At 69.4% G+C, this 25250-nt stretch carries 20 protein-coding genes; 9 read left to right on the top strand and 11 right to left on the bottom strand.

Annotated elements, in window-relative coordinates; all coding sequences use genetic code 11:
• Nucleotides 1-450, top strand: a complete 450-nt coding sequence (locus tag FM105_RS00190; RefSeq protein WP_087002931.1) for a heat shock protein transcriptional repressor HspR — start codon at nucleotides 1-3, stop codon at nucleotides 448-450.
• Nucleotides 451-532: 82 nt separating this feature from the next.
• Here the strand turns inward: FM105_RS00190 and FM105_RS00185 are convergent, their stop codons facing one another.
• The 4 genes from FM105_RS00185 to FM105_RS00170 form a co-directional block, all read right to left on the bottom strand.
• Nucleotides 533-1297: a maleylpyruvate isomerase N-terminal domain-containing protein gene (locus FM105_RS00185; RefSeq protein WP_087002928.1), complete on the bottom strand. Its 765-nt coding sequence runs from the start codon at nucleotides 1295-1297 to the stop codon at nucleotides 533-535.
• A gap of 114 nt (nucleotides 1298-1411) precedes the next feature.
• Nucleotides 1412-2491, bottom strand: coding sequence for a hypothetical protein (locus FM105_RS00180; protein WP_087002925.1), 1080 nt, complete (start codon nucleotides 2489-2491; stop codon nucleotides 1412-1414).
• 330 nt (nucleotides 2492-2821) lie between these two features.
• Nucleotides 2822-5671, bottom strand: coding sequence for a PT domain-containing protein (locus FM105_RS14605; RefSeq protein ID WP_087002922.1), 2850 nt, complete (start codon nucleotides 5669-5671; stop codon nucleotides 2822-2824).
• 338 nt (nucleotides 5672-6009) lie between these two features.
• On the bottom strand, nucleotides 6010-7194 hold the full coding sequence (locus FM105_RS00170) for a diacylglycerol/lipid kinase family protein (RefSeq protein ID WP_087002918.1): 1185 nt from the start codon (nucleotides 7192-7194) through the stop codon (nucleotides 6010-6012).
• Between FM105_RS00170 and FM105_RS14600 the strand changes: the two genes are divergently transcribed.
• The 3 genes from FM105_RS14600 to FM105_RS00160 are packed head-to-tail and all read left to right on the top strand — an operon-like array spanning nucleotide 7193 to nucleotide 9535.
• Nucleotides 7193-7351 carry a hypothetical protein gene (locus FM105_RS14600; protein ID WP_179206992.1) on the top strand — a complete coding sequence of 53 codons (159 nt, stop codon included), beginning with the start codon at nucleotides 7193-7195 and terminating at the stop codon, nucleotides 7349-7351. The two genes, FM105_RS00170 and FM105_RS14600, sit on opposite strands and share 2 nt — an antisense overlap.
• A 10-nt stretch (nucleotides 7352-7361) precedes the next feature.
• Complete coding sequence (serS, locus tag FM105_RS00165; RefSeq protein ID WP_087002915.1) at nucleotides 7362-8645, top strand: serine--tRNA ligase; 1284 nt, start codon at nucleotides 7362-7364, stop codon at nucleotides 8643-8645.
• Between the two features lie 59 nt (nucleotides 8646-8704).
• On the top strand, nucleotides 8705-9535 hold the full coding sequence (locus FM105_RS00160) for an HAD family hydrolase (RefSeq protein WP_179207025.1): 831 nt from the start codon (nucleotides 8705-8707) through the stop codon (nucleotides 9533-9535).
• A gap of 49 nt (nucleotides 9536-9584) precedes the next feature.
• On the opposite strand, the gene FM105_RS00155 is transcribed toward FM105_RS00160, so the two are convergent.
• From FM105_RS00155 to ilvA, 3 genes are read right to left on the bottom strand one after another with little or no spacing between them, the layout of a single operon-like run.
• Complete coding sequence (locus FM105_RS00155) at nucleotides 9585-10109, bottom strand: hypothetical protein (protein ID WP_087002909.1); 525 nt, start codon at nucleotides 10107-10109, stop codon at nucleotides 9585-9587.
• Between the two features lie 10 nt (nucleotides 10110-10119).
• Nucleotides 10120-11133, bottom strand: coding sequence for an NAD(P)H-quinone oxidoreductase (locus FM105_RS00150; RefSeq protein WP_087002906.1), 1014 nt, complete (start codon nucleotides 11131-11133; stop codon nucleotides 10120-10122).
• A gap of 19 nt (nucleotides 11134-11152) precedes the next feature.
• Nucleotides 11153-12436 (bottom strand): threonine ammonia-lyase IlvA, encoded by a 1284-nt coding sequence (gene ilvA / locus FM105_RS00145; protein WP_087004176.1) that lies wholly within the window; start codon nucleotides 12434-12436, stop codon nucleotides 11153-11155.
• A gap of 158 nt (nucleotides 12437-12594) precedes the next feature.
• Between ilvA and FM105_RS14595 the strand changes: the two genes are divergently transcribed.
• From FM105_RS14595 to FM105_RS00130, 3 genes are all read left to right on the top strand, one after another.
• Complete coding sequence (locus FM105_RS14595) at nucleotides 12595-14793, top strand: maltokinase N-terminal cap-like domain-containing protein (protein ID WP_087002903.1); 2199 nt, start codon at nucleotides 12595-12597, stop codon at nucleotides 14791-14793.
• 84 nt (nucleotides 14794-14877) lie between these two features.
• The gene (locus FM105_RS00135; protein WP_087002900.1) at nucleotides 14878-15954 is read left to right on the top strand and encodes an MBL fold metallo-hydrolase; all 1077 of its coding nucleotides are present in this window, start codon (nucleotides 14878-14880) and stop codon (nucleotides 15952-15954) included.
• On the top strand, nucleotides 15951-17129 hold the full coding sequence (locus tag FM105_RS00130) for a C45 family autoproteolytic acyltransferase/hydolase (RefSeq protein ID WP_087002897.1): 1179 nt from the start codon (nucleotides 15951-15953) through the stop codon (nucleotides 17127-17129). Before FM105_RS00135 ends, FM105_RS00130 begins: the two co-directional genes overlap by 4 nt.
• A gap of 29 nt (nucleotides 17130-17158) precedes the next feature.
• On the opposite strand, the gene FM105_RS00125 is transcribed toward FM105_RS00130, so the two are convergent.
• The 3 genes from FM105_RS00125 to FM105_RS14750 form a co-directional block, all read right to left on the bottom strand.
• Nucleotides 17159-17554 (bottom strand): VanZ family protein, encoded by a 396-nt coding sequence (locus FM105_RS00125; RefSeq protein ID WP_087002894.1) that lies wholly within the window; start codon nucleotides 17552-17554, stop codon nucleotides 17159-17161.
• 84 nt (nucleotides 17555-17638) lie between these two features.
• Nucleotides 17639-18211: a hypothetical protein gene (locus tag FM105_RS00120; protein WP_087002891.1), complete on the bottom strand. Its 573-nt coding sequence runs from the start codon at nucleotides 18209-18211 to the stop codon at nucleotides 17639-17641.
• A 35-nt stretch (nucleotides 18212-18246) separates the two neighbouring features.
• Entirely contained in the window at nucleotides 18247-18957 is a 711-nt protein-coding gene (locus FM105_RS14750; protein WP_218777879.1) for a TetR/AcrR family transcriptional regulator, read from the bottom strand.
• 159 nt (nucleotides 18958-19116) lie between these two features.
• On the opposite strand from FM105_RS14750, the gene FM105_RS00110 reads away from it, so the two are divergent.
• Together FM105_RS00110 and FM105_RS00105 are read left to right on the top strand one after the other, a co-directional pair.
• On the top strand, nucleotides 19117-21954 hold the full coding sequence (locus FM105_RS00110; protein WP_087002888.1) for an MMPL family transporter: 2838 nt from the start codon (nucleotides 19117-19119) through the stop codon (nucleotides 21952-21954).
• Nucleotides 21954-24527 carry a YhgE/Pip domain-containing protein gene (locus FM105_RS00105; RefSeq protein WP_256970111.1) on the top strand — a complete coding sequence of 858 codons (2574 nt, stop codon included), beginning with the start codon at nucleotides 21954-21956 and terminating at the stop codon, nucleotides 24525-24527. The genes FM105_RS00110 and FM105_RS00105 overlap by 1 nt, the downstream gene beginning before the upstream one ends.
• A gap of 8 nt (nucleotides 24528-24535) precedes the next feature.
• Here the strand turns inward: FM105_RS00105 and FM105_RS00100 are convergent, their stop codons facing one another.
• Nucleotides 24536-25249 (bottom strand): nitroreductase, encoded by a 714-nt coding sequence (locus tag FM105_RS00100; RefSeq protein ID WP_218777878.1) that lies wholly within the window; start codon nucleotides 25247-25249, stop codon nucleotides 24536-24538.
• Nucleotide 25250 lies beyond the last annotated feature (1 nt).

The following is a 25250-nucleotide window of genomic DNA, read 5'->3' as shown; positions in this document are numbered from 1 at the left end:
ATGCGCATTCCCGCCAACGCAGCCGTCTATGTGATCTCCGTCGCCGCGGAGCTCGCGGACATGCACCCGCAGACCCTGCGACAGTACGACCGCTTGGGGCTCGTCACTCCTGAGCGCACAGTGGGGCGCGGCCGGCGATATTCGGCTGAGGACATCTCCCGCCTGCAGCTCATCCAGCGGCTGAGTCAGGAGGAGGGGATCAACCTCGCCGGCATCCGCAAGATCCTCGACCTGCAGGACGAGCTGAGGAGCGTGCGGGCCCGGACGCGGGATCTGGAGGATCAGGTCACGCGGCTGGAGACGGAGCAGGATCCGTCGTCACGCGTGTTCGCGGCAGGGACCAGCGGGGACGTCTTCTCGATCCTCCGAGGCGAACGTCCGCGCCGTCGCACCCCCGGTTCCGCACTGGTCGTGTACCGCCCGCACGGACGCGGTTCGGCCAGAGCTTAGCCGCCGGCACAGGAGGCGCAGCAACCAGCCCAGGCTCAGCAGCCGGCCAGGGCTCAGTAGGCGGCCCAGGCTCAGCAGTCGCTCAGAGCCAGGCCGGAGGGGTCGGAAGGTCCTTCGCGGTTCCGCCGCGCACACCCTTGCGCCGGTCATCGGCGGTGGAGCGGGGCCAGCCGCGGCCCATGAGGTAGGACAGGACCTCGGCGGATTCACCCGCCACGACGATCGGCTCGTCCGTGCTGTCACCCGCGCGGATGATCCGCTCCTCGTCCCGGTCGGAGAGCTCCAGGCGGTAGTGGGCGCTCACGCCCTTCTTCTCCCAGATCGGCGCGATGTCCTCGTATAGGCGATCGACGATCGATGCGGGGAAATCGAGTGCGGTCGCACCGATGCCCAGATCCAGCGCGTGGACGAAGACCTCGCGGGTCCGCAGCCAGGGGATCTCCGCGGCGATGATGTCGTCGCCACGGCCGGAGACGATGCGGGCCTTCCAGTCGCTCTCGCCCATCGCCGCGATGGCCTCGTCCAGCTCGTCGACGACCTCGTGCGCGATCGCGATGGCGTCCTCACCACCGGTGTGGGCGACCGAGTCCTCGATCTCCTGGTCCCGTTCCGCACGCGAGGGGTACATGGGGGTCTCGACGCCTGTGCGCGCCCACTGGAGGAGGCGCATGAACCCCTCGGCGTTGTGGACGACGTGCATCGCGACATGCGTGCGGGTCCAGTTGGGCAGCAGCGACGGTTCGACCATCCCCTTGGGAGAGATCTGGTCGAGCGTCTTGAGGTAGAACCGCTCGCCCAGCGTGCGAAGGTCGAGTTCTGTGGTGAGCGTGTCCGCGTCGAAGGTCATGAGTCCACCTTATGCAACGAATGCGTCCTGAATGAGCCGAGGCCCCCACACGATTCGTGTGGGGGCCTCTGTCACCGGCAGAAGAGCCGGGCTGAGCGCTGGAGCGCTCGGCGATCAGGCCTTCGTCGAGCGACGGCGGCTGAGCACGACGGTGGCTGCGCCGACCGTCAGGAGGGCTGCGCCGGCTGCGAGGCCGCCCAGCTCCATACCGGTGCGGGGGAGGTCGGAGCCGCCCTCGTCATCACGGTCGTCGCCGTTGTCGTCCGAGTCGTCCTCGCCGCCTTCGCCGTTGTCAGCGGAGTCGGTGACCGTGAACGAGCCGTCGATCGTCTCGCCGGCGTCGTTGGTGACGGTGACGCTGTAGTCGCCCAGGTAGGCGCTGGGGTTCGAGTCGTCGATGCCGTAGACGCTCCACACGGCGACGCCGTTCTCGTCCGCCGTGGCGGTTTCGGTGAGGGATTCGACGTTGCTGCCGGCCGCTGCGACGGAGAACTCCGCCTCTTCGCCGGCCTCGAGGCCCTGCGCGGTGAGCGTGACGCCCTTGTCCTGGTCGACGAAGTCGGCCGGGCTGATCTCCTGCGGGTCGACGGCGAGCGCGTACTCGACGTCCGCGTCGTCCTCGTCGTCGGTGGGTGTGGCGGTGGGCTCCGCGGTGTCCGTGGGCTCGGCCGTGTCCGTCGGGGTCGGCTCAGCAGTCTCGGTCGGCTCCTCGGTCGGGTCGGCCGTCTCGGTCGGCTCCTCCGTGGGCTCCTCGGTCTCGTCGGAGTAGGACTCGACGACCTCGAAGGACGCGGAGACGGTCGTCTCCTCGCCGCCTGCCGGTGTGTAGGTGATGTCGACGTCGTAGACGGTCCCCGGCTCAGCATCGAATTCGGCGATGATCGACCACTGGATGGCGCCGGTCTCATCGACCTCCCAGGGGTCGCCCACCAGACTGTCTGAGGCGTCAGTGCCGGGCTCCGCGTTCGCGATGACGACGCCGATGCCACTGGTCTTGAAGTCCTCCGGGGTGACCTCAGGGCTGACGTAGACGTTGGGATCCGTGGTGGGCGCTGGTTCGGGCTGATCGGCTGCACTGGGGACCACGTCGACCACTGCGGTGACTGGCGCGACAGTACCGGTCGCGATTGCAGGTGCAACACCGAAACCGGTGATCGCGACGGCTACGGCGGGGGCGAGGAGGAGCTTCTTCACGGAGTGGCCTTTCGGAGAAAATCAGCGCGGATGTGACTGCGTATGCCGACGACGTTATGGGAATGATCAGGTGAGTGGAACTTGTGATCATTTATGGTCACGGTCGATGTGCAGATTCGTCGGTCGCGACTCGTCGAGAGCTGCCTCGGGTGCCTGCGTCCCTGCCTGCACGTGCGTCTGCGTCCCCGCTCGCACGTGCGTCTGCGTGGCCGTCGCCGGGTCGGGACGCGACGAAGGGGCGGCCCACTCTCCAGTGGTACCGCCCCTTCGACAGTCAGCCGCTCGAACCTCGGTCAGGGTTCGGCAGTGAGATCAGCCCTGGTTCAGAAATCAGCCCTGGTTCATACGGCGGCGCGTCACGATGACCGCCGCAGCGCCGACCGCGAGCAGCGCGCCGCCCACAGCCAACCCGCCGAACTCCCCACCCGTGCGGGGCAGGTCCTTGCCGCCGTCGCGCTTCGCATCGTCGTCGGAGTCGGAGCCGTTCCCGGAGCCATCGTCCTCACCGGCTTCGCCGTCGCGATCGTCATCACTGCCACGGTCGCCCTCACCGTCGCGATCATCCTCGTCGCCTGCGTCGTCGTCGCGGTCGCCGTCCTGCTCGTCGTCCGCGTCCTCATCGGAGAGCACCGTGAAGGAGCCGACGGCGTCGGCGTCCGCCGCGGCTGGGGTCGGGGAGGCGGCCTCCGAACCGGCCCGGGCCTCGGCGTCGTCGATGCCGTCGACGGTCACGTCGAAGTCGCCGATGTAGGAAGCCGCGTCGGCTGAGCTGACGCCGTACACGACGGTCGAGGCGACACCCTCCTCCGTCGCGACTGCCGGCAGAGTCGCCGGGTCAACGTTCTGGCCGGAGGCCGGGTCGACGCCGAAGTCGATGTCGTCACCCGGCTCCAGACCCGTGACCGTCAGCGTGACGCCACGTTCCGGGTCGACGAAGTCCGACATGCTGATGCGGTCGGGCTCGATGCTCAGGGCCGGTGCGGACTGCTCGTCGTCACCATCGTCCGTGGGATCGCCACTCGGATCCTCCGTGGGCTCGTCGGTGGGGTCATCCGTGGGGTCTTCGGTCGGGCTATCCGTCGGATCACCTGTGGGATCGTCCGTCGGGTCCTCGGTCGGCTCGCTGGTCGGGTCGTCCGTGGGGTCCTCGGTGGGCTCCTCCGTCGGGTCCGATTCCACCTCGGTGATGCGGATGTGGTTGCGGGTGGTGCCGACGCGGACTTGGAGGACGTCCTGGTCGTCGGCGGTGCCGGAGTGGACGTCGTCGAGGAAGTCGGCAGGCAGGGTGATCTGGAATTCGCCGTCGGTTTCGGTGACGGTGGCGGGTGCGTCGTAGGTGCCCTCGCCGTGTGTCTGGGTGGTGCCGTTGACGATGACGCGAACTTCGTCGCCTGCGGTGGCGCCGGTGTAGGCGACGGTGGCGGTGAAGTCTCCGCCGATGGTGCGCTCGGCTGCGTTGTCGGGGTAGTCGGGGAATTCGACCGTGGGCTCGGCTGCGGCTTCGGTCTCGGTGATGCGGATGTGGTTGCGGGTGGTGCCGACGCGGACTTGGAGGACGTCCTGGTCGTCGGCGGTGCCGGAGTGGACCTCGTCGAGGAAGTCGGCAGGCAGGGTGACCTGGAATTCGCCGTCGGTCTCGGTGACGGTGGCGGGTGCCTCGTAGGTGCCTTCGCCGTGTGTCTGGGTGTTGCCGTTGACGATGACGCGGACTTCGTTGCCTTCGGTTGCGCCTGTGTAGGCGACGGTGGTGGTGAAGTCCTCGCCGAGGGTGCGCTTGGCTGCGTTGTCCGGGTGGTCGGGGAACTCGACCGTCGGCTCCGCAGGCTGCCCGGCCTCGCCCTCGATCTCCGTGGCGAAGGAGGTGTTCTTGCCGTTGCTGCTGATCTGGACGACGACTCCGTCACCGTCCTGCAGCTGTCCGACAGTGGTGTTGCGGCTCGGGTCGAAGGTGCTGGTGATCTCCGTGTCGGGGGAGATGGTGAAGGTGTAGTCGCCGTTCTCGTCGGCGGTGCCGTTCCAGTCGCCTTCGGGGGAGAGGGTGTAGCCCGCGTCGAACATGACGCTGACCTTGGAGACGTCGACCTCGGCGTTCGGGGCGGTCTTGATCCGCACCTCGATGCCGTCGCGGCTGACATCGGCTGCCTGCAGCGGGTGGTCCATCTCCACGGACGGCGAGATGTCGGCGGGGTGCTCCCCTTCCACCGAAGCGGTGTGGGAGGAGTTCTTGCCGTTGCTGCGGATCTGGACGATGACGGAGTCGCCTTCGCGCAGCTGTCCGACCGTGGTGTTGCGGTCGGGGTTGAAGCCGCTGGTGATCTCCGTGTCGGGGGAGATGGTGAAGGTGTAGTCGCCGTTCTCGTCGGCGGTGCCGTTCCAGTCGCCTTCGGGGGAGAGGGTGTAGCCCGCGTCGAACATGACGCTGACCTTGGAGACGTCGACCTCGGCGTTCGGGGCGGTCTTGATCCGCACCTCGATGCCGTCGCGGCTGACATCGGCTGCCTGCAGCGGGTGGTCCATCTCCACGGACGGCGAGATGTCCGCCGGATCCTCAGTGATCTCGTTCACCTGGATGGTGCCGCGTGCCTCGCCCACACGGACTTCCACCGTGTCTGAAGCGGAGCCCGCAGCATCCATGAAGGCGCCGTCCAGGCGCAGCCAGAACCCGCCGTTGAAGTAATCAGTCTGCTGGATGGCTTCGTAGCCCTCACCGTGCTCGACCTTCTCCCCGTTCACGTACACCGTGATCGGGTCGAGGGACTGCACTCCTTCGTAGGCGACCTTGATGCTGATCGACTCGCCCGAGTCGCGGTCGACCTCGCCGGACGGCTGGTTCGGGAAGGTCACCGCGGGCGCCACCGCGGCTTCCTCGGTCTCTGCAGGCCCCTGAGTCGTTTCCTCAGTCGCCGTCGTCTCCGGCTCCTGAGTCGCCGCGCCGCCCTCGTCGGCGGTCTCCGATGACTCGGCCGGGGAGGCCTCCGCAGCTTCCTGTGTCTCGGCTTCCTGCGTCTTGGTGTCCGTGGACTGCTCAGCCTCAGCGGCAGGGGCAGGAGTGGCTGCCGTGTCGGGCGTCTGCTCCGCGTCTGTCGTGGTGGTCGCGATCGCGGGGGTGGCTACCAGCGCACCCACCGCGAGGACCACGGCGGGGGCGAGTGTGCGGGTGCGGATTGACGTCTTCTTCACGGCGGGGCCCTTCAGCTGCAGAGATGGCGTCCGCGGACAGGTGAGGGGAAGGGAGGATCACCGCAGGCGGACGCGAATGATGTGCAGTAAGAGTCTCGAGACCGGGAACGACCGGAAGTCGTCTCTTGTGTGAACGCTGAGCGAATCTTGGAAGGAGTCGGCGCGCGGAGTGTGCGGAACCCGTCTCCGCGTGACGCGGGGCACATGCTGGCGCGGTTCATCGGTCATTCGGGCACGTCCACCCGGCATTCGAGCACAGATTCAGCGCGGATCGCGTGCAGAAATGACGTCTCGGCAGGTGAGGGGGCGGGAGCACCGCCCCAACTCCCGCCCCCACCTCAGATCGTCAGGTACGGGCCGCCCGACGTGCCCAGCCCGAAGGCCTCACGGCGGATGCTCCGCTTGATCTCCGCAGTGGGGCGCTGCACGTACAGCGACGCGGGGTCGACGGTCAGCTCGAGGTAGTCCGTCGTCCCATGCGCGTCCCCGTCGACCTGCACTTCGACGCGCTCCTTCGAGCGGATGGTGAAGGTCTCCGCCTGCAGGGTCGCCGTGTGCAGTCCGCGGCGCACCCGCTTGCCCATGATCGAGGCCGCGACCCCCACCCACTCCGCCAGATTGCGCGGCGACACGATGAGGAGGTCGATGAGCCCGTCGTCGATCACGGCGTCGGGGAAGAGCCACAGGCCGCCCTGCAGACGCCCGCAGTTGCCGGCGACCACGGAGCGGATCTTCGCCTCACGCTCCTCGCCGTCGTCGGAGGAGATCGTCACGTCGACGCGGTGGCCCAGCAGGCTCCGCGAGCCCGCCTCCACGTACGCGAGCCACCCCATCTTGTCCTTGAGGTCCTCGTTCACGCTGCCCATGACCTCTGCGTCGAACCCGATGCCGGCCATGACGAGGAACGTGTGCGCATCCCCCTCCGGATCGATGCGGATCTTCCCCGTGTCGATGAGCGCGGACCGTCCGGTCAGGGCGGTGCGCAGCGCCCACTCGTGCCTGTCGAGGACGATGTCGAGGTTCCGCGCCAGGAGGTTGCCGGTCCCCAGCGGCACGATGCCCAGCGCGACTTCGGTTCCCGTGAGGACGCCCGCCACGGCGCGCACCGTTCCGTCGCCTCCCGCGGCGATCACGACGGTGACGCCCTGCTCGACCGCCTCGCGCGCGGGGCCCTCGCCGGGGTCGTCCTCCGTGGTCTCCAGGACGAGCGGGTCGTCCCAGTCCTCTTCTCGGCTGATCCGCAGCAGCAGCCGGCGCACCTCGTCGGCGCCCGCCTTCGTGGGGTTGATGACCAGTGCGGCGCGGTCCCTGCGGACGGGCTCCGGCTCCGGCTCCGGCTCGTGGACGGTCCCGTCCTCGGACGGGTCGGTGACCCCCGCGCCCGAGGTGCCGGTCGCCTCGGGCGCGTGCGCCGCGGCGGCCCGCTGGTTCCGGAGGACCAGCGCTCGGCCGATGAGGAGGCCGACGACGAGGATGACCGCGGCGAGCGCGATCAGCAGTGCGATGTGGATCTCGAAGGTCATGCAAGCACGGTACAGCGGCATCGCAGGGGAAACGGCGGCGGCCGCGCGGTTCGCGGCGACTCCTCAGCCGAAGGACCTCTCGCCTCAGCCCGCAGGCCGCTCGCCTCGGCTCGTGGCCCACTCCCTGGAGGCTCGCCGGGCGGAGGTCGTCGGCTAGGCTTGAGGGCATGATCGACCTTCAGCGACTGCGCGACGAACCGGACGTCTTCAAGGCCTCGCAGAGAGCCCGCGGCGCGGACGAATCACTGGTCGACGACGTGCTGTCCGCGGACGCCGCGCGCCGTTCCGCACTCACTGCCTTCGAAGCGGCACGCGCGGAGCAGAAGAGCTTCGGCAAGAAGGTCGCCCAGGCGAAGGGCGAGGAGAAGGCCGCGCTCGTGGCTGACGCGCAGGAGCTGTCCGCCAGGGTCAAGGCGCTGCAGGCGGACGCGGATGACGCGGAGTTCGGCTTCGACGCCCTGCTGCGCCGCCTGCCCAACCTCATCATCGACGGGGTCCCGTCCGGCGGCGAGGACGATTCGGTGGAGATCCGCAGGGAGGGCACTCCGCGCGATTTCACGGCGGACGGCTTCGAGCCCAAGGACCACGTGGAGCTGGGCGAGTCCCTGCGCGCGATCGACACGCAGCGCGGCGCCAAGGTGTCCGGCGCGCGCTTCTACTACCTCACCGGCTTCGGCGCCCGCCTCGAGCTGGCGATGCTCACCATGGCGCTCGACACGGTCGAGGCCCACGGCTTCGTCCCGACCATCACCCCGACGCTCGTGAAGCCCGAAGTCATGGCCGGAACGGGCTTCCTCGGGGAGCATGCGGACGAGATCTACCGCCTGGAGGCAGACGACCTCTACCTCGTGGGCACGTCCGAGGTGCCGCTGGCCGGCTACCACATGGACGAGATCCTCGACCTGTCCGACGGGCCCAAGCGGTACGCCGGCTGGTCGCCCTGCTACCGCCGCGAGGCCGGCAGCTACGGCAAGGACACCCGCGGGATCCTCCGCGTCCACCAGTTCCAGAAGGTCGAGATGTTCTCCTACGTCCGGACCGAGGATGCCGAGGCCGAGCACGCCCGCATGCTCGCCGTGGAGGAGGAGATGCTCGCGAAGTGCGAGCTCGCCTACCGGATCGTCGACATCGCGGCCGGCGACCTGGGCGACTCCGCTGCGCGGAAGTTCGACACGGAGGCGTGGATCCCCACGCAGGGGACGTACCGCGAGCTCACTTCGACGTCGAACTGCACGAACTTCCAGGCCCGTCGCCTCAAGGTCCGTGAGCGCGTGGAGTCCGGGACACGTCCGGTCGCCACGCTCAACGGCACCGTCGCGAACACGCGGTGGCTCGTCGCGCTGCTGGAGAACCACCAGCAGGCGGACGGATCCGTCCGGATCCCCGAGGCGCTGCGCCCCTACATGGGCGGCATGACCGCCTACGGCCCGAACGGGCCCATCTACTCGTAACACCCGCGCGCCACGACTCGGTGGCACGCCCCCGATGACAGGAGAGATCACCGGTGAGCATGACCGTCACCCGCCCGCAGCTCGTGGCACTCGACGTCGACGGCACGATCGTCGACTACGACAACCGGATGTCCGAGGTGGTGCGCACCACTCTGGAAGCGGTCGTCGAGGCAGGCCACCACGTGGTCGTGTCCACCGGCCGCTCCGTCGGAGGCGCGCTGGAGACGGCCAACCGTCTGGGCCTCACCGACGGCTACGTCGTCGCCTCGAACGGCGCGGTGGTCGTGCGGCTCGATCAGGGTTCTGAGAAGGGGTGGGTCGTCCAGCACGTGGAGACCTTCGACCCTCGCCCTGCGCTCGAGCGCATGGTCGACGTCATGCCGACGGCGCTCTACATGGTGGAGGACGAGAACCTCGACCGCTACGCGTCGGCGGAGTTCCCCTCCGGCGAGCTCGCGGACATGGAGGACTTCACGATCGTCCCGTTCGACGAGCTCAAGGAGCGTCGCGCGACCCGCATCGTCATGCGCGACCCCAACGGCGCGTCCGATGACTTCCGCCAGGCGGTGGAGCGGGTGGGCCTCCACGGCGTCACCTACTCCGTGGGCTGGAGCAACTGGCTGGACATCGCTCCGGACGGCGTCTCGAAGGCCCACGGCCTGGAGATCGTCAGCGAGCTGCTCGACATCTCTCGTGAGGACACGATCGGTGCGGGCGACGGCAGCAACGACATCGAGATGATCGAGTGGGTCGACTACGGCATCGTCATGGGCCAGGCGGGGGACGAGCTCAAGGCCCTCGCCAGTGTGGTGACGGATCCGGTCGACGACGACGGCCTCGCAACCGCACTCATCGAGCGACTCGGACTGGAAGCCGCCGCCACCGCCTGAGGTCTCCACTCGGGACCCCAGCCGCCTGAGCTCGACCGCCTGGAGGCCTCTACCGCCTGAGGTCCGGCGGGAGGCCCGCTTCCGCCTCCGCGATCAGCCCCGCCGCCCGCTCCACGTAGGTGCGGGCGGCGTCCGCGTACTCGGCGGACCTCGCCGACTGTCCGTGAGGACCATGCGGACCCGTCGTGAGCCGTGCGCGCAGCATCATCGCCGACTGCAGTGCCTGCGCGACCAGCGCCGAGGCCCGCGACAGCCGCTCCGGCACGTCGCCCAGCCGTGTGCGCCCCTCTGCCGGGAAGACCAGCCCCTCCAGCGGCACGGCGCGCTGTGCGGCCTCGGCGAGGACTGCGACCCTCTCGTCCAGCTCATTGAGCACGAGGGTCAGCTGCGCGAGCTCATCGATCTGGGCCGCCGCATCGGACGCACCGTGCTCCTCATGCAGCGCACTCGCCGTCTCGAAGAACCTGTCGACGGCCCGGGAGAAGCGCTCCCGGTGCTGGCGCCACAGCCCCGTGCCGAACCGCTTCTCCTGCGGGCTGCGGCGGTCCCTGCGGAACGCGGACAGGAGTCCCACCGGCGTGGCCTCAGCCGTCGGCGGCGACGGACAGCAGGATCTTGCCGATGTTCTCGCCGGCCTCCATGCGCGCGTGTGCCTGCGCCGCGTCCGCCAGGGGGAACTCGGAATCGACGATCGGCTTGATCCCGCCGTTCATCGCCTCCTGCCAGAACGTCTGCGCGACATCGGCGACGATGCGCGCCTTCTGCGCTTCGGGACGCGCGCGCAGGGTCGTCGCCATGACTGTGAGGCGACGGGGCAGCATCCGTCCGAGGTTCGCCTCCGCCTTGACGCCGCCCTGCAGCCCGATGATGGTGAGGCGTCCGTCGACTGCCAGCGCCTTGATGTTGCGGTCGAGGTACTTCGCTCCCACGACGTCGAGGATCACGTCAGCGCCGTCGCCGGGGGTGTCACCGTCGCCGGTGATCTCCCGGATGCGCTCGACGAAGTCCTCCTCCTTGTAGTTGATGACGGCGTCCGCTCCCAGGTCGCGGCAGAAGTCGCCCTTGCGGTCGCTGCCGACCGTCACGGCGACCTTCGCACCGTGGGACTTCGCCATCTGGATGGCGGCCGTGCCGATGCCGGATCCGCCGCCGTGGACCAGCAGCCACTCGCCGGGCGCCAGCCCGGCGGCGGTGAAGACGTTCGAGTGGACGGTGCACAGGACCTCGGGCAGTGCCGCGGCCTCGGCGAGGGAGAACCCGTCCGGGACGGCCAGCAGCTGGCCGGCGGGGACCTCGACCTGCTCCGCGTATCCGCCTTCCGCGAGCAGCGCGGCGACGCGGTCGCCCACCGCCCAGTCGGTCACACCGTCGCCGATCGAGGAGATGGTGCCCGACACCTCGAGGCCGGGGACCTCGTGCTCCGTGTTCGCTCCGGCCGGCGGGTTGTAGTGGCCCTGGCGCTGCAGGAGGTCGGCACGGTTGAGGCCGGCCGTGTGGACGTCGACGACGACGCTCCCGGGCCGTGCGGTGGGCGAGGGGATCTCCGAGACCGTGAGGACGTCGGGACCGCCGTGTTCGGTGAGGGTGATAGCACGCATGCGACCACTCTACGGCGGCTCAGACGAACATGCGGAAGAGCGGGGAGTCCTGGCTGACGCGCTCGATCTGCAGCGGCGATTCGTCCATCCGCTCCAGCAGCCGGCCCAGGTCGGACGGCTCTCCCAGCGTGATGCCGACGAAGGCCGGGCCGGTCTCACGGTCGGAGCGCTTCACGTACTCGAACATCGCGATGTCGTCGTCGGGCCCCAGGACGTCGTTGAGGAAGCGGCGCAGAGCGCCGGGCTCCTGCGGGAAGTTCACGATGAAGTAGTGCTTGATCCCCTCGTGGACGAGGGACCGCTCGATGATCTCCGAGTAGCGGGAGATGTCGTTGTTGCCACCGCTGACGAGGCACACGACCGAGGTCCCGGGAGCCACGGTGACCGGCGCACCGGACCCCGTGGGGCCCACGGCCGCGGACGCGAGCGCTCCGGCGGGCTCGGTGATGATCCCCTCCACCTGGTAGAGGTCCAGCATCTCCGTTGCCGCGCGGCCCTCCGGCACAGTGAACAGCGGGATGTCGTGCTGAGCGAGCAGCTCATAGGTGAAGTCGCCCGCTCTCCGCACCGCCGCGCCGTCCGCGAACGAGTCGATGTTGCTGAGGGTGACGGGGCGCCCGGCTGCCATCGCGGCCATCATCGACGCGGCGCCCTCCGGTTCGACGCCGACGATCGTCGTATCAGGCATGTGCACCGCCGCGTAGGCGACCATCCCGGCGAGCAGGCCGCCGCCGCCCACCGGCACCACGATGACGTCCGGGTCGTGCTCCATCTGCGTGTGGATCTCCTGCGCGATGGTCCCCTGCCCGGCGATCGTGAGGGGGTCGTCGAACGCGGAGACGACGAGTGCGTCGGTCACCTGGGCGTGGCGCTTGGCGAGGTCCGAGGCGTCATCGTACGTCGATCCCTCGATCATCACGTCCACGTGCCGACCGCCGAAGTGCCGGATGCGCTCGATCTTCTGGCGCGGTGTCGTCTTCGGGACGAAGATCGTGCCGTTCACCCCCAGCGCCGAACAGGCGCGGGCGAAGCCCTGGGCGTGGTTGCCCGCGGACGCGCAGACGACCCCGCGCTTGCGCTCAGCCGCGGTGAGCTGCAGGAGGAAGTTGAAGGCTCCGCGGATCTTGTAGGACCGCACCGCCTGGAGGTCCTCCCGTTTGAGGTAGACCGTGGCGCCCGTCGCAGAGGACAGGCGGTCGGAGACATAGAGGGGAGTGGTGATGACCTCATCGGCGATGCGAGCGGACGCAGCTTCGACATCATCGGCGGTGGGCAGGGCTCGGCGGGCGTTCTCATGGATCAGCACCCCTCAATTGTGCGTCATCGGAGAAATCCATGCGCTCAGGTGGCCAGTCCGTCCCACACCGTGGTCCTGTCTTTGGCTAGAGTCTATGAACGCGCGCCGTCGCACGGAGAGAAGTCGCACGGTGAGTATCGGTCGAGCAGCGGAGGGGACCACGCATGGCCATCAGCAGCGATCTGGAGCGTCTGCTCGCCCGCTGGCTCCCGCGCCAGCGATGGATGCCGGCATTGGGCGGGAGCGTGGGCGAGGAGCCCGACATCACGCCCCTGTCAGTCGCGAGGATCGCCGAGGTCTCCGATGACGATGCGGGCACGGTGCAGTGCCTGCTCGTGGTGCTCACGGTGCGCGGCCCGCGCCGTCACACGCGGCTGTGCGTCCCGCTCTCCATCCGGACGGTCGAGGACTACTCGCTGCGGTCGCACCTGGTGGGTGTCGTCGATGATCTGCTGCTGGGGAAGAGCTACGTCTACGACGGCGCAGCGGACCCGGTCTTCGTGCTGGCACTCGCGGACGCCATCGTCGACGGACACGCGACCGCCGATGAGCAGCTCCAGACGTTCCGTGCGGGCGATGAGCTCCCGGACGCCGACCCTGAGCAGGCCCGCGGGTCAGCACCGGAGCCGGACGCTTCCCTGCTGGAGCGGGCGAGTGAACACCGCTTCCGTCGGACCGATGGCCTGGGCAGTGAGTCGCGCGTCGAGATCGACGGCCCGGCCGGCGTCTTCGCCCTCACGATCCTGCGGGAGATCGGTGCCGTGAACCCTCCCGCCGTGCGGTACCCCCTGGCACTCACCGCGGGGGAATCGGCGTCTGTGCACCCTGCCGTCGGGTGGTCGCAGACGCGCTGGTTCGACGACACGGATCTCACGACGATCGCGGCTCCGTTCGCACTCCTGTCGCACGCGCTGCCCGCTTCCCGCCGTGCGTGGCGCGCGGCGGTGGAGACGGCGCTGCAGGTGGACTCCGGATCCGTGGGCTCGTTCAACCGACAGGCGTCGACGCTGGGAACCGTTGTTGGCGGTCTGCACGTCGACCTCGGGACGGAATTCGGCCGTGTGCGGAGCGAGGGCGAACCCACGCGTCGCCTCATCCGCAAGTGGCGCGAGCGCATCGACTGGGCGATCAGCCGTGCACCCGGCGCTCTGGGCTCCATGGAGCAGCGACTGCGCGAGCACGCTGATTCGCTCGACGACATCGACAGCCTCGGTCCGCTCCAGCGGATCCATGGCGAGCTGACACTCGACCACATCACGGTCGGGACGGCGGAGGGCCCCCGCGTCATCAGCTTCGCGGTGATCCCCGACGAGCCCCGGCCCGTGGAGATCGATCTCGTCGCCATGCTCCGGAGCATCGACTACGCCGCAGGGTACGCGTGGCTGCAGCGAACGGGGTCCCTGGCCGAGGGAGAGCCGCGGATCCGTGCGCTGGCGATACAGGGGCTGGAGGACACAGAGCTCCGCGACGACTACCTCGCGGCGCCCGAGCACCTCTGGTGCCGGCAGACCGCGAACTCATTCCTGTCCGGTTACGGGCATGCGCTCGGCGAGACGAAGTCCGTCACGGACCCGCTGCTGCGGGCGGCACTCATCGATCGGCTGCTGGTCGAGGTCGTCTCGGAGATGAGGGACCGGCCCGCCTGGCTCATCGTTCCGCTGGCCGCGCTCGCCGCGACTCTGGGCGACAGCCACCAGGCTGAACTGTCGGTGGGCGGACGGTCGGTGGATGCGGGGCCGGCGGTCGAGGGCTCGGACAGCGAGGGCTCGGCAAGCGAAGACATGTTCGGCAGTCCGGCCGGCGCTGCTCCGGACGACGACGGTGCCGCAGGAGACGTCTCCATCGCCGAGGTCGCAGAGGGCGCCGACATCCTCCCCCGTCGGTCTGCTGTCGAGGACGACCGCATCGGGACGCGAAGGCATCGCTCTGCGGAGGGCTCCACAGAGGGGTCCACCGAGCGCTCCACAGAGGAATCCACGAACGAATTCGCGGAAGAACCTGCGGAGGAAGCTCCAGCAGCGGAGGAAGCCCCACTGTCAGAGGACGTTACAGCCGTGGAGGACGCGACAGCGGAAGACGCTGCCACGGACGAGCTCGCAGACGTCACGGTGGTGACCGAGGAACCGACGGAGGATGAGTGGGCCGCGAAGTTCTCAGTGCCCCCGAAGCCCGATCGCCTGCCGCCGGGCATGACCCTCTCGAGCCCGGCGAAGGCCGGCGACTCGGACGAGGATCAGGACGAGGATCAGGGCGAGGACCTGGACGCGGACGAGGCGCTGGATGAGGACGGCGCCGGCGAGGACGAGCCCGATTCCGCCGTTCCTCCGCGCAGCGCGCGGGACAGCAGGGGCGTCGCAGACTGATCCTCTGAGTGAGACGGTGCTGATTGACCGATCAGTCATCCGATACTGTGCTGTGACAGAGACCACTGCACGAAAGGGGTTCGGATGACATCGCAGACCGATCTGCGTCCACTGAGCACCGCTCAGGCACAGGCGTGGAAGGACCGGGTGCTGCCCGCCACCGAGCGGATCGCGGAAGGCACATGGGCGGTTCCCGTCCCCATCCCGGACAACCCTCTCCGGTACACGTACAGCTACCTCCTCGAGGCCGACGACGGGGTCGCCGTCGTGGACCCGGGGTGGGACGGCGATGCGCGGCTCCAGGCACTTCTCGAGGGTCTGTCCGGCGCGGGATACACGCCGGCGGACATCGTCGGGATCGTCGTGACCCACTACCACCGCGACCACCTGGGCCTGGTCCCCGCTCTGCTGAGCCTCCAGCCCGGGGCGTGGCTCGCGCTGCACTCCCACGACATCGAGTCGGTCGAGTCGTTCCGCAGCCGGTCATCGCGCACGACGCCGGAATCCGCCATGGCGCTCGGCGCGAACCTGGGCCTGCCGGCCGAGCGGATCGAAGAGCTGGCTTCGTCGTTCGCGGGGAAGGCCCGCTCCGCGAGCTCGGACCGGACGGTATTCGCCTTCGACTGGCCTCAGAACCTCCTGCGGGTCGAGGACAAGGAGCTCCTGCCGATCCCCGGTCGCCGGATCCGCGTCCTGTGGACGCCGGGGCACACGTTCGGGCACATCGCACTCCACGACGAGGAGAACCAGACGTTCTTCTCCGGGGACCACGTGCTGCCGAGCATCTCGCCGAACATCGGCCTCGACATCACCTCGATCGGACACAGCCTGGGCGATTACCTCGGATCCCTCGAGCGCATGCGCGGACTTCCGGAGGACGTGGCCGTCGCACCTGCTCACGGATACCGCTTCGACGGCCTGCACATCCGCGCGGACCAGCTGGTGGCCCACCACGACCAGCGTCTGGCCGAACTGCGGGAACGCGCGGCGGCCACGGATGACCAGTCGGTCTACTCGATGTGCCAGGGGATGGAATGGGCGCGCGGGTTCGAGGGGCTCACCGGCTTCCAGCTCTACGCGGCCCTCATGGAGACCGCCGCACACATGCACTACCTGGACATGCCCGTCCCGTCGCTGGACGGCGGAGAGTCGGGACGGTGAGTGCCGTGCCGGGCGAGTCGGCGTCCACGTCATCGGCCGGAGCCGGACTCGGCGCCGCCGGTGGCCTCGGTGCCGCCGGCGGAGCAGACGCCGACTCCACATCACCGGACCTGATCCGACCCGTCTCGCTCAGTCTGCCGCAGGCGACGGCGCAGGAGCGCGGCCGCAGGCGCGGTGAAGAGCTGCGCTCACTCATCCGCACGGCGGTGGACGGCTACACGGCGTTCTTCGACGCGCGGGGAATCCCGCGGCAGATGCAGGCGTCATCCGCGGCGGCGAGCCTCGAGGCGCTGCACGACTGGGACGCGCTCCAGCACGCGGAGGTCCTCGCCGTGGCGGAGGCGGCTCAGGTGACGCCGCAGGAACTGGGCCTCGTGGTCGCCCGCACGGAGGTGCTCGCGGCGGCAGGTGCTGCAGAGGCCGAGTGCTCGACGCTCGCCGGTCTGTCGCAGACGGGCTCCGGTGTCGGCGCGCAGACGTGGGACTGGCAGGTCGCGCTCGCCCATCTCTGGCACATCCACCACGTGGAGGCGGGCGAGGGCACTCTGGGGCACGTCGGATTCGCCGAAGCCGGGATGCTGGGGAAGATCGGCATGAATGCGGCCGGAGTGGGCGTCATGCTCAACATCCTGGCGAATGACGGTGACCGGTCGGGCGGCGTGCCGGTGCACGCGGTCCTGGCAGCGGTCCTCAATCGGGCGACGAGTCTCGACGAGGCGCGGGAGATCATCCGGTCGGCAGCGACCTCGGCCTCCTCGACGATCACGGTCGTGGCGCCCGACGGCGTGTGCATGGTGGAGATCGGTCCGCACGGAAGCGTCGAGCTGCCGGTCACCGGGGTCGCCGCTCATACGAATCACTTCGTCGCGGACGAGCTGCAGGCCGGTGCGCGAGAGCTGTCGGCCGTCACACGCTCGCACGAGCGCCTCGCGCTGCTGCAGGAGCGGATCGGCGGGATGTCGGCGACAGGTTCTGCTGACGAGCTCGCCGCACTGCTGTGCACCTCGCCTACCGAGGCTCCCGTCAGCCTGCTTCCCGACCTGCAGAAGCCGCGGTGGGAACGGCCGGCGACGCTGGTCAGCGTCCGCATGGACGCCGCGAGCCGCTCAGTCGGGCTCGTCGCCGGCAGCCCTGCGAAGGCCGAAGCCGACGACTGGGTGACTCTCACCGCGTGACGCAGGCGAGGTCACTCTGACCGGCCAGATCACTCTGGGGGTGTCACGCCGGGTTCCCGCTGCTCCGGCGGATTCCGCGCGAGCCACCGGGCCGCGAGCACGCCGAAGAGGATGCCGATGACATCGGCGACCCCGTCGGCGACGTCTCCGGATCGGGTCTCCATGAAGAGCCCCTGGATCAGCTCGCTGGCGATCGCGTGGCCCAGCATGAACAGGATGACGGCCACCCACGGCAGCCGCGCCAGCAGGGCGAAGGCCGTGGCGAGAGCGAACGACGCGGCGTGGAACACCTTGTCCCCGTGCGGGGGCAACGGCAGGGTCCCCTCGCCCGATGACGGTGTGTAGAACCCCGCCGCCTGGAGCAGCACCATGAGGACGCCGAGGGCCAGCCACAGGCGCCGGAGCGGCGTCTGCTCACGGTTCACGGGTAGTAGGCCTCACGGTCGGCGGTCCTCACGTCGTGGCGGGCCCCACGGTCGGCAGGCCTCACGGTCGGCGGGCCCCACGGCTCACGGATCCGTCTGGTCGCCGGTCTCAGCCTCAGCCTCCGCGCCCGCGATGCCCAGGAGCGCTGACACGAACACGTCACCCGTCCGGTTCTGCAGTGCCGCCATGAGCAGTCCCAGGACGGACACGTCGATGGTGACATGGGCCTCGGGCGCGGTGGCGGCGTCAGCCGGGGCGTCTGCAGCGGTATCGGCCTCAGCGGGAGCAGCCGCGTCGTCCGCACCCGGATCCGGCACCTGGATGTAGGGCATCCCGTGGTCGGACCCGTCCGGGTCGTGCTGCCACGACCCGCCGAGTGTCCGGAGGAACGTCTCTCCCACATAGCGCATGAGGTCCTCGGACAGGCGCTGGTTCGCCGGAGCGGACGCCAGCGCGGGCGTGGGGAGTCGTGACACCGCATAGGCCTCGATCCATGGCAGCGATGCGGGGGAGAGGTCCTTCACGAAGGTGCGCTCCTCCCCGCCGACCTCCACGGTCTCGGGGAGTCCATGCTCGATGAAGGTGCTCAGCCGCTCATCCATCGAATCGAGGAACGCGGCGAAGGCGTCGGTCTGGTCGGTCGATGCGGAAGACATCCCCACAGACTAGTCGCGGCTGCCGAACTGCGGACTCAGGACGGGACGCCGTCCGTCGTGCGGCAGTCCTGGGGGAACTCGACGAAGCTCACGAGCACGGTCAGCAGCATGGATCGGTCGACGTCCACGGATTCGGCGCCGGGGTGTGCGACGACCGCATCCTTCGCGGCGGTGTCGTAGCAGCTGTGGCAGATGTCGACGAGCGTGCGCAGAGGCACCGTCGAGCGGGCGCCGTAGTGGGTGAGGATGTCGGAGACCGTCGTGTAGAGGCTCTCCTTGTGGGTGCGCATCACCTCGTCCAGGCGCGTCCGCAGTTCCGGGTGCCGCAGCGAGTGGACCTCGATGTCGCGCATCGCGATGATGCGGTCGGGTGTGCTGGAGAACGGGAACTGGAAATGCTCGAGCGCGCGGCGGAGGATGTCGCGCTGCGCTGCAGTGCTGCCCGCGGCCGCCGTGCCGGTCGCCTCTGGGTCTGCGACGCTGTCCGTCGGGTGGATCGGGCCGCCGTCCAGGCGATCCTTGAGGTCCGAGGCCCCCGCGACTGCGAGCGCGAACTCCTCGTCGATGATCCCGAGCACCAGCTCATCCTTCGTCGCGTAGTTCGAGTAGAAGGCGCCGCGCGTGAAGCCGCCCTGCTCGCAGATCTCCTCGATCGATGCGCCGGCCACGCCGCGGCGGGCGAACACGGTGATGGCCGCGTCCTGCAGGGCGGAGCGGGTGCGCTGGCGGCGCTGGCTGATGGTCACGGATCCCCTCGGTGGTCGTCTGGCTGAATCATCTGCGTGAGTCGTCTGGGTGAGTTTGCGTCGGTGCCGAACAGGCGTCAGAATACATGACTGTATCCGATACAGTTCTGTATCGAAGCCGTCCGGTCCATTCTCCACCCGCTGTGCGAAAGGGAGACTTTGTCTTCGTTCCTCTACGACCTCGGTCGATCGTGCTTCCGCCGCCGCAAGACCGTCGTCGCCGTGTGGGTGGCCCTGCTGGCCGTGATCCTCGGTGCCGTGGCCCTCTTCTCCCAGTCCTTCGAGGACGACTTCGAGCTCCCCGGGGCGGAAGCGCAGGAGGCACTCGATTCGCTCGCGCTCACCTTTCCGGAGGTCTCCGGCGCGAGTGCCCAGGTCATCGTCGTCGCCGCTGACGGCGATGACATCGAGGATGCCCCCTACCGGGACACGATCGAGGACGCGGTCGACGACTTCGGCGAGCTCGACCACGTCGAGACGGCGACGTCCCCCTTCGACGAGATGGTCGAGGGCACGATCAGCGACGAGGGATCCGCGGCACTCATCTCCCTCCAGTACGACGATGACGCCGCGAACCTGCCCGATTCGACGCTCACGGATCTCGAGGACGCCGTCGACGCGCTCATCGCAGATCTGCCCGAAGGCTCCCAGGGCTCCCCGGGCGGCGAGCTGTTCAACGTCACCGGCGTGTCCCTGTCCATCGTCGAGGTGATCGGCGTCATCGTCGCCTTCGTCGTGCTCTTCGTTACACTCGGCTCCCTGCGGGCGGCGGGCATGCCGCTGATCTCCGCGCTGCTGTCCGTGGCGATCGGCCTCCTGCTGGTCGTGCTGGCCACCGCGTTCTTCACCGTGAACTCCACGACCCCCATGCTCGCGCTCATGCTCGGGCTGGCCGTGGGCATCGACTACGCGCTCTTCATCGTGTCCCGACACAGATCGTTCCTCACGGATGGGCTGCCCGCGGAGGAGGCTGCGGCCCGCGCCAACGCGACATCCGGATCCGCTGTGGTCTTCGCCGGCGTCACCGTCATGGTCGCGCTGACCGGACTGTCCGTCGCGGGCATCCCGTTCCTCGCCGTCATGGGCATCGCCGCGGCCGTCACGGTCGCCATCGCCGTGGCCGTCTCCCTGACGCTGCTGCCCGCGATGCTGGGCTTCGCCGGCGACCGCCTGCGGCCCAAGCCGAAGGCCTCGAAGCGAAGGGCTCCGAAGCAGACGGCTGCCGAACAGCAGACAGCCGAACAGACGGCTGCCGAGCAGCAGGCGACCGCGCCCGAGGCCCCGGCCGGGACCTCGGCGGACGTCACCGCCGCTCCTCGCCGGACACCGGCGGAGCGGTTCTACGCCGGCTGGGTGAAGGCCGCGATCAAGGCCCCGGTCGTCACCATCCTCATCATCGTCGTCGGCCTGGGCCTCTTCATGATCCCGGCGTCCCAGCTCCAGCTCGCGCTGCCCACCGGCGGCGGGGCAGAGGAGGGCACTCCGCAGAAGGTCTCCTATGACCTCATCGCGGAGGAGTTCGGCGAGGGCTTCAACGGTCCGCTCGTGGTGACCGCCGACATCATCTCCTCCGATGACCCGCTGGGCGACATCGAGGCGATGGGCGACGAGATCGAGGGCGTCGAGGGCGTCGAGCAGGTCGTCATGGCCACTCCCAACCGCAACGCGGACACCGGCATCATCCAGGTGATCCCGACGACGGCGCCGGACGATCCGGAGACGGAGGAGACGGTGGAGCGGATTCGCGCGCTCGAACCGCAGTTCCTCGACGAGTACGGCTCCGAGATCGCCGTGACCGGTGCGACCGCGCTCGCCATCGACATCAGCTCCCAGCTGGGCGGGGCCCTGCTGCCCTTCGGCATCTTCGTGGTGGGTTTCTCACTGCTGCTGCTCATGATCGTGTTCCGCTCGATCGTGGTCCCGATCAAGGCGACGGTGGGCTTCCTCCTGTCCGTCGTCACAGCGTTCGGCGTGGTCGTCCTCGTGTTCCACGACGGGGTGTTCGCCGGTCCGCTGGGGATCGCGGAGACCGGTCCCGTCATCAGCTTCCTCCCGATCATCCTCATGGGCATCCTGTTCGGGCTGGCGATGGACTACGAGGTGTTCCTCGTGACGGGCATGCGGGAGGCGTACGTCCACGGCGCGGACGCCCGGACCGCGATCATCAGAGGCTTCACGTCCTCGGCGAAGGTCGTGGCAGCCGCGGCCGTCATCATGTTCGCCGTCTTCGGCGCGTTCGTCCCCGCCGGCGACTCCATCATCAAATCCATCGCGCTGGGCCTGGCGGTCGGCGTGTTCACCGACGCCTTCCTGGTGCGCATGACCCTGGTGCCCGCCGTGCTCGCACTCCTGGGCGACAAGGCCTGGGCGCTGCCGCGCTGGCTGGACCGCATCCTGCCCAGGGTCGACGTCGAGGGTGAGGGCCTCGTCCATCAGGTCGAACTGCGCGACTGGCCGCACGCCGGCGCCGACTACGCCGCATACGGCGAGGGCCTCACGATCGAGCACGCGGACGGTGAGCCCGTCTACGCCGACCTCGACGTCGCCGTGGCTCCCGGCGACGTGCTCGCGGTCTCCGGCCACGGATCCTCAGCGCTGCTGCTCACCCTCTCCGGCAGGATCGTCCCGGACCACGGCACGCTCAAGATCGCGGGGATGGTGGTGCCGGAGGAGAACCGGAAGATCCGCCGCGACGTCCCCTTCCTCACACTCGACTCCCCGGACGCGGGACTCATGGTCGACGCGGCCACGATGCGACAGATGGCGAAGAACCCGCCCGCGCTCCTCGTCCTGGACCACGCGGACCGTGCCCAAGACCGCGAGACCGCCGACGCGATGGAGGCGCTCGTCCACTCAGCCGTGGAGAACGGCTCCGCCGTCGTCCTGGGACTCGTCGACCAGCGAGCGGACTGGATGATCCCGTCCGGGGCTCACTGCACACAGCTCGATCTCGAGGCGGACCGCCTCGCCGCCCTTTCCACCGGAGGTACGCACTGATGGCGATGTTCGAACGCGCCGATACGGACAAGCGGGTCACCTGGCTCACGCTGGTGGGCCTCGTGCTCGTCCCCCTCCTCATCGCGGCGGGCTTCGTCTTCGCCACATGGAAGGTCGGTGACCGACTCGATGAGGTCACCGCCGCCATCGTGAACGAGGACGAGGGCGCGGAGATCGAGGGGCAGCAAGTGCCCCTGGGTCGTCAGCTGTCCGCCGGTCTCGTCGACGCGGACCAGGATCAGAACGTCACGTGGGTGCTGTCCGACGAGGACGACGCGGCCGCCGGTCTGTCCGACGGACGCTACGCCGCCTCCGTCACGATCCCGGAGGGCTTCTCCGAAGCCGTGGCATCCGGGACCCAGGAGGACCCGATGGCGGCGCAGCAGGCGACGCTCGACGTCGTGAGCTCGAAGACCTCGCCGCTGGCGGACACGGTCATCATCGAGGCCATCACCTCCGCCGCGAAGTCGCAGTTCAACCAGATGTGGTCCGAGCAGTATCTGGACGGCGTGTTCGTGGGCTTCAACGACATGGGCGAGCAGATGCGCGAGATGGGCGACGCCGCGGGCGAGCTCGCGACCGGCGCCGATGAGCTCGACTCCGGCGTCGGCGAACTGTCCGACGGTGCGGGGCAGCTGTCCGACAACTCGGGTGGGATCACCGAGGGCGCCGGCGCACTGAACGACGGTGTCGGGGGGATCGCCGACGGCGCCTCGGGGCTCTCCGAGGGCGCGGGCGCGCTGTCGGACGGCATCGGACAGCTGGATGACGGCGCGCAGGAGCTGGCCGGCGGCGCGGGCGACCTCTCCGACGGCCTCGGCGAACTGCACGACGGTGTCGACGACCTGCCCGACCAGACGCAGCAGCTGGCCGACGGCGCGTCCGACCTGGACGACGGCGCGGGAGAGCTGAGCAGCGGGGTCGACGACTACACGACGGGGATCGACGAGATCCTCAGCGGTTTCGCCGGCGACGGCGACGACGGCGGCATCCAGGACCTCGCCGACGGCATGGGCGAGCTCGAGGACGGTGCCGACCAGCTCTCCGACGGCGCTCAGGGCGTCTCCGACGGCCTGGGTGAGTACCAGTCCGGTCTCGAGGAGGGCGCTGCGGGCGCCGGCGGGCTCGCGGAGTCGACCTCGCCGCTCTCCGTCGACACGCTCGTGGACGCGGGAGTGATCGGCTCGGACGAAGCCGCCCAGCTCGAGGGCCAGATGGGCCAGATGTGCGGACAGGCCGAGGATCCCGCCGTGTGCGAGGACACCTTCCTCCGCGGCTTCACCTCCGGCCTGGCCGGCGGACTCGGCGGTGCTGCGTCCGGTCTCGACGAGCAGGACCCGGCGACGGGCATGTCGCTCGCAGACGGCGCGTCCGGTGTCGCGGACGGCGCTGACGAACTGTCCGGCGGCATCGGCGAGGCGCAGGACGGCGTCGCGCAGCTGGCCGACGGCATGACGGAGCTGTCTGACAATGCGCCGCAGCTGCTCGAGGCATCGGAGCAGCTGCGGGACGGCGCCTCCGGCCTGTCCGACGGGACCGGAGAGCTCTCCGACGGCGTGCAGCAGCTGGCGGACGGCATGGGACCCCTGGTCGAGGGCGTGGAGCAGTCGAGCGACGGTGCGGGCCAGCTGGCCGATGGAGCCGGCGCGTTCGCAGACGGCGTGGGCGAGCTCGGCGACGGTGCGGGCCAGCTGGCCGACGGCGCGGGCGAGCTTGCGAGTGGGGCCGGGGAACTCGGCACCGGCATGGACGAGTTCACCGTGGGCCTCGGACAGTACACCGACGGCGTGGTGCAGCTGGCCGACGGCACGACTCAGCTGCAGGACGGGACGGAGCAGCTGTCGGAGGGGACCGGTGAGTTCGCCGACGGCATCGAGGAGGGCGCTGAGGAGGTGCCCAGCTACTCCGACGCGGAGCGCGACAACCTCTCGACAGCCGTGTCGCAGGCGATCGGAGGCGACGAGGACGGCTTCTCCGGCCTCACGCAGGGATCGACGATCGCGCTGCTCGTCATCATGGCGATGTGGATCGGTGCGCTCATCACGTACACGATCGTGCGTGCAGTTCCCGCCCGGGCACTGACCTCACGTGCCCCGTCGTGGAAGGTGCTCCTGACCGGTCTGGGCCCGGGCCTGTTCGTGGGCCTCATCCAGTCGGTGGTGCTCGCGATCCTCGCGCATGCCGTCCTGGGGCTTCCGATCTTCGACTTCGCCCCGCTGCTGGTCCTGCTGCTCTTCGCGGCGGTCACCTTCGCGGTCGTCACCTTCGCGCTGACCGCGCTGCTGGGCGGCGTCGGACGGATCATCTCCGTGGCGATGGTCGTGCTCGCGGTCGCCGGACGGCTGGTGGGCGCAGTGCCCGGCTGGTTCGATGCAGTGGCCCCGTTCCTCCCGCTCACGCCGGCGATGAACGGTGTGGCCGCTCTGGCTGCGGGAGCCCCCGGGGTCGGCGCTGCGTACGGCGGACTGCTGGGCTGGCTGGTGCTGGGTCTCCTGGGCGCGTTCATCGCGGTGGTGCGCGGTCGCATGGCCGGCAGCAGCGGGCTGGCGCGGCTGTCGCGCAGCGGCGCCTGAGGGTCCTCTCAGAAGCCGACGAACACAGCCGCCTCGGCCACGTCCTTGCGCTGGGAGACCACGCTGTTGGCCGGGAATGAATCGTCGGGATAGCCCATGGCCACGCAGATCATGATGACCTGGTCGTCGGCGATGCCGGCGTGCTCGCGGACCACGGGGGACTGCATGATGCCCTGAGAATTGATGCAGCAGCCCAGGCCGCGCGACCATGCGGCATTCACCAGCGCGTTCGTCACCGCTCCGCAGTCGAAGACCGGGATGTCCGCACCGTGCAGTTCGCGGTCGTAGGTGATGACCACGGACACCGGCGCGTCGAACTGGCGGAAGCCGCGCAGCACCCAGTCCTGGCGGGCCGGCTTGTCGTGGCGCTCGATCCCCATCGCGGCGAACAGCTGCTTGGCCACACCGATCTGCCGTTCCCGATGGTGCCCCTCGTAGGCGGGGTTGGGCCGGAACTCCCGGGTGTCCGGCACGCCTGCCAGATTCCGTTCGACGTTGCCCGCCCGGATCCGCTCCAGCGGTTCGCCGGTCACCACATAGAAGTTCCACGGCTGGCTGTTGAGGGAGGACGGTGCTCTCCTGGCCAGGTCGATGATCTGCTCGACCACCTCGCGACTGACGTCCCTGTCGGAGAACCCGCGGATCGAGCGGCGTCCCAGCACCACGTCGTCATAGGCCATGGTCGGCGGCGCAGCGAGCGCGACATCATCGTCAGCAGTCATT

The organism is Brevibacterium yomogidense, from assembly GCF_900163715.1.
In the GTDB taxonomy this organism is placed as follows: domain Bacteria; phylum Actinomycetota; class Actinomycetes; order Actinomycetales; family Brevibacteriaceae; genus Brevibacterium; species Brevibacterium yomogidense_A.
This window is presented reverse-complemented; position numbering and strand designations above follow the sequence as displayed.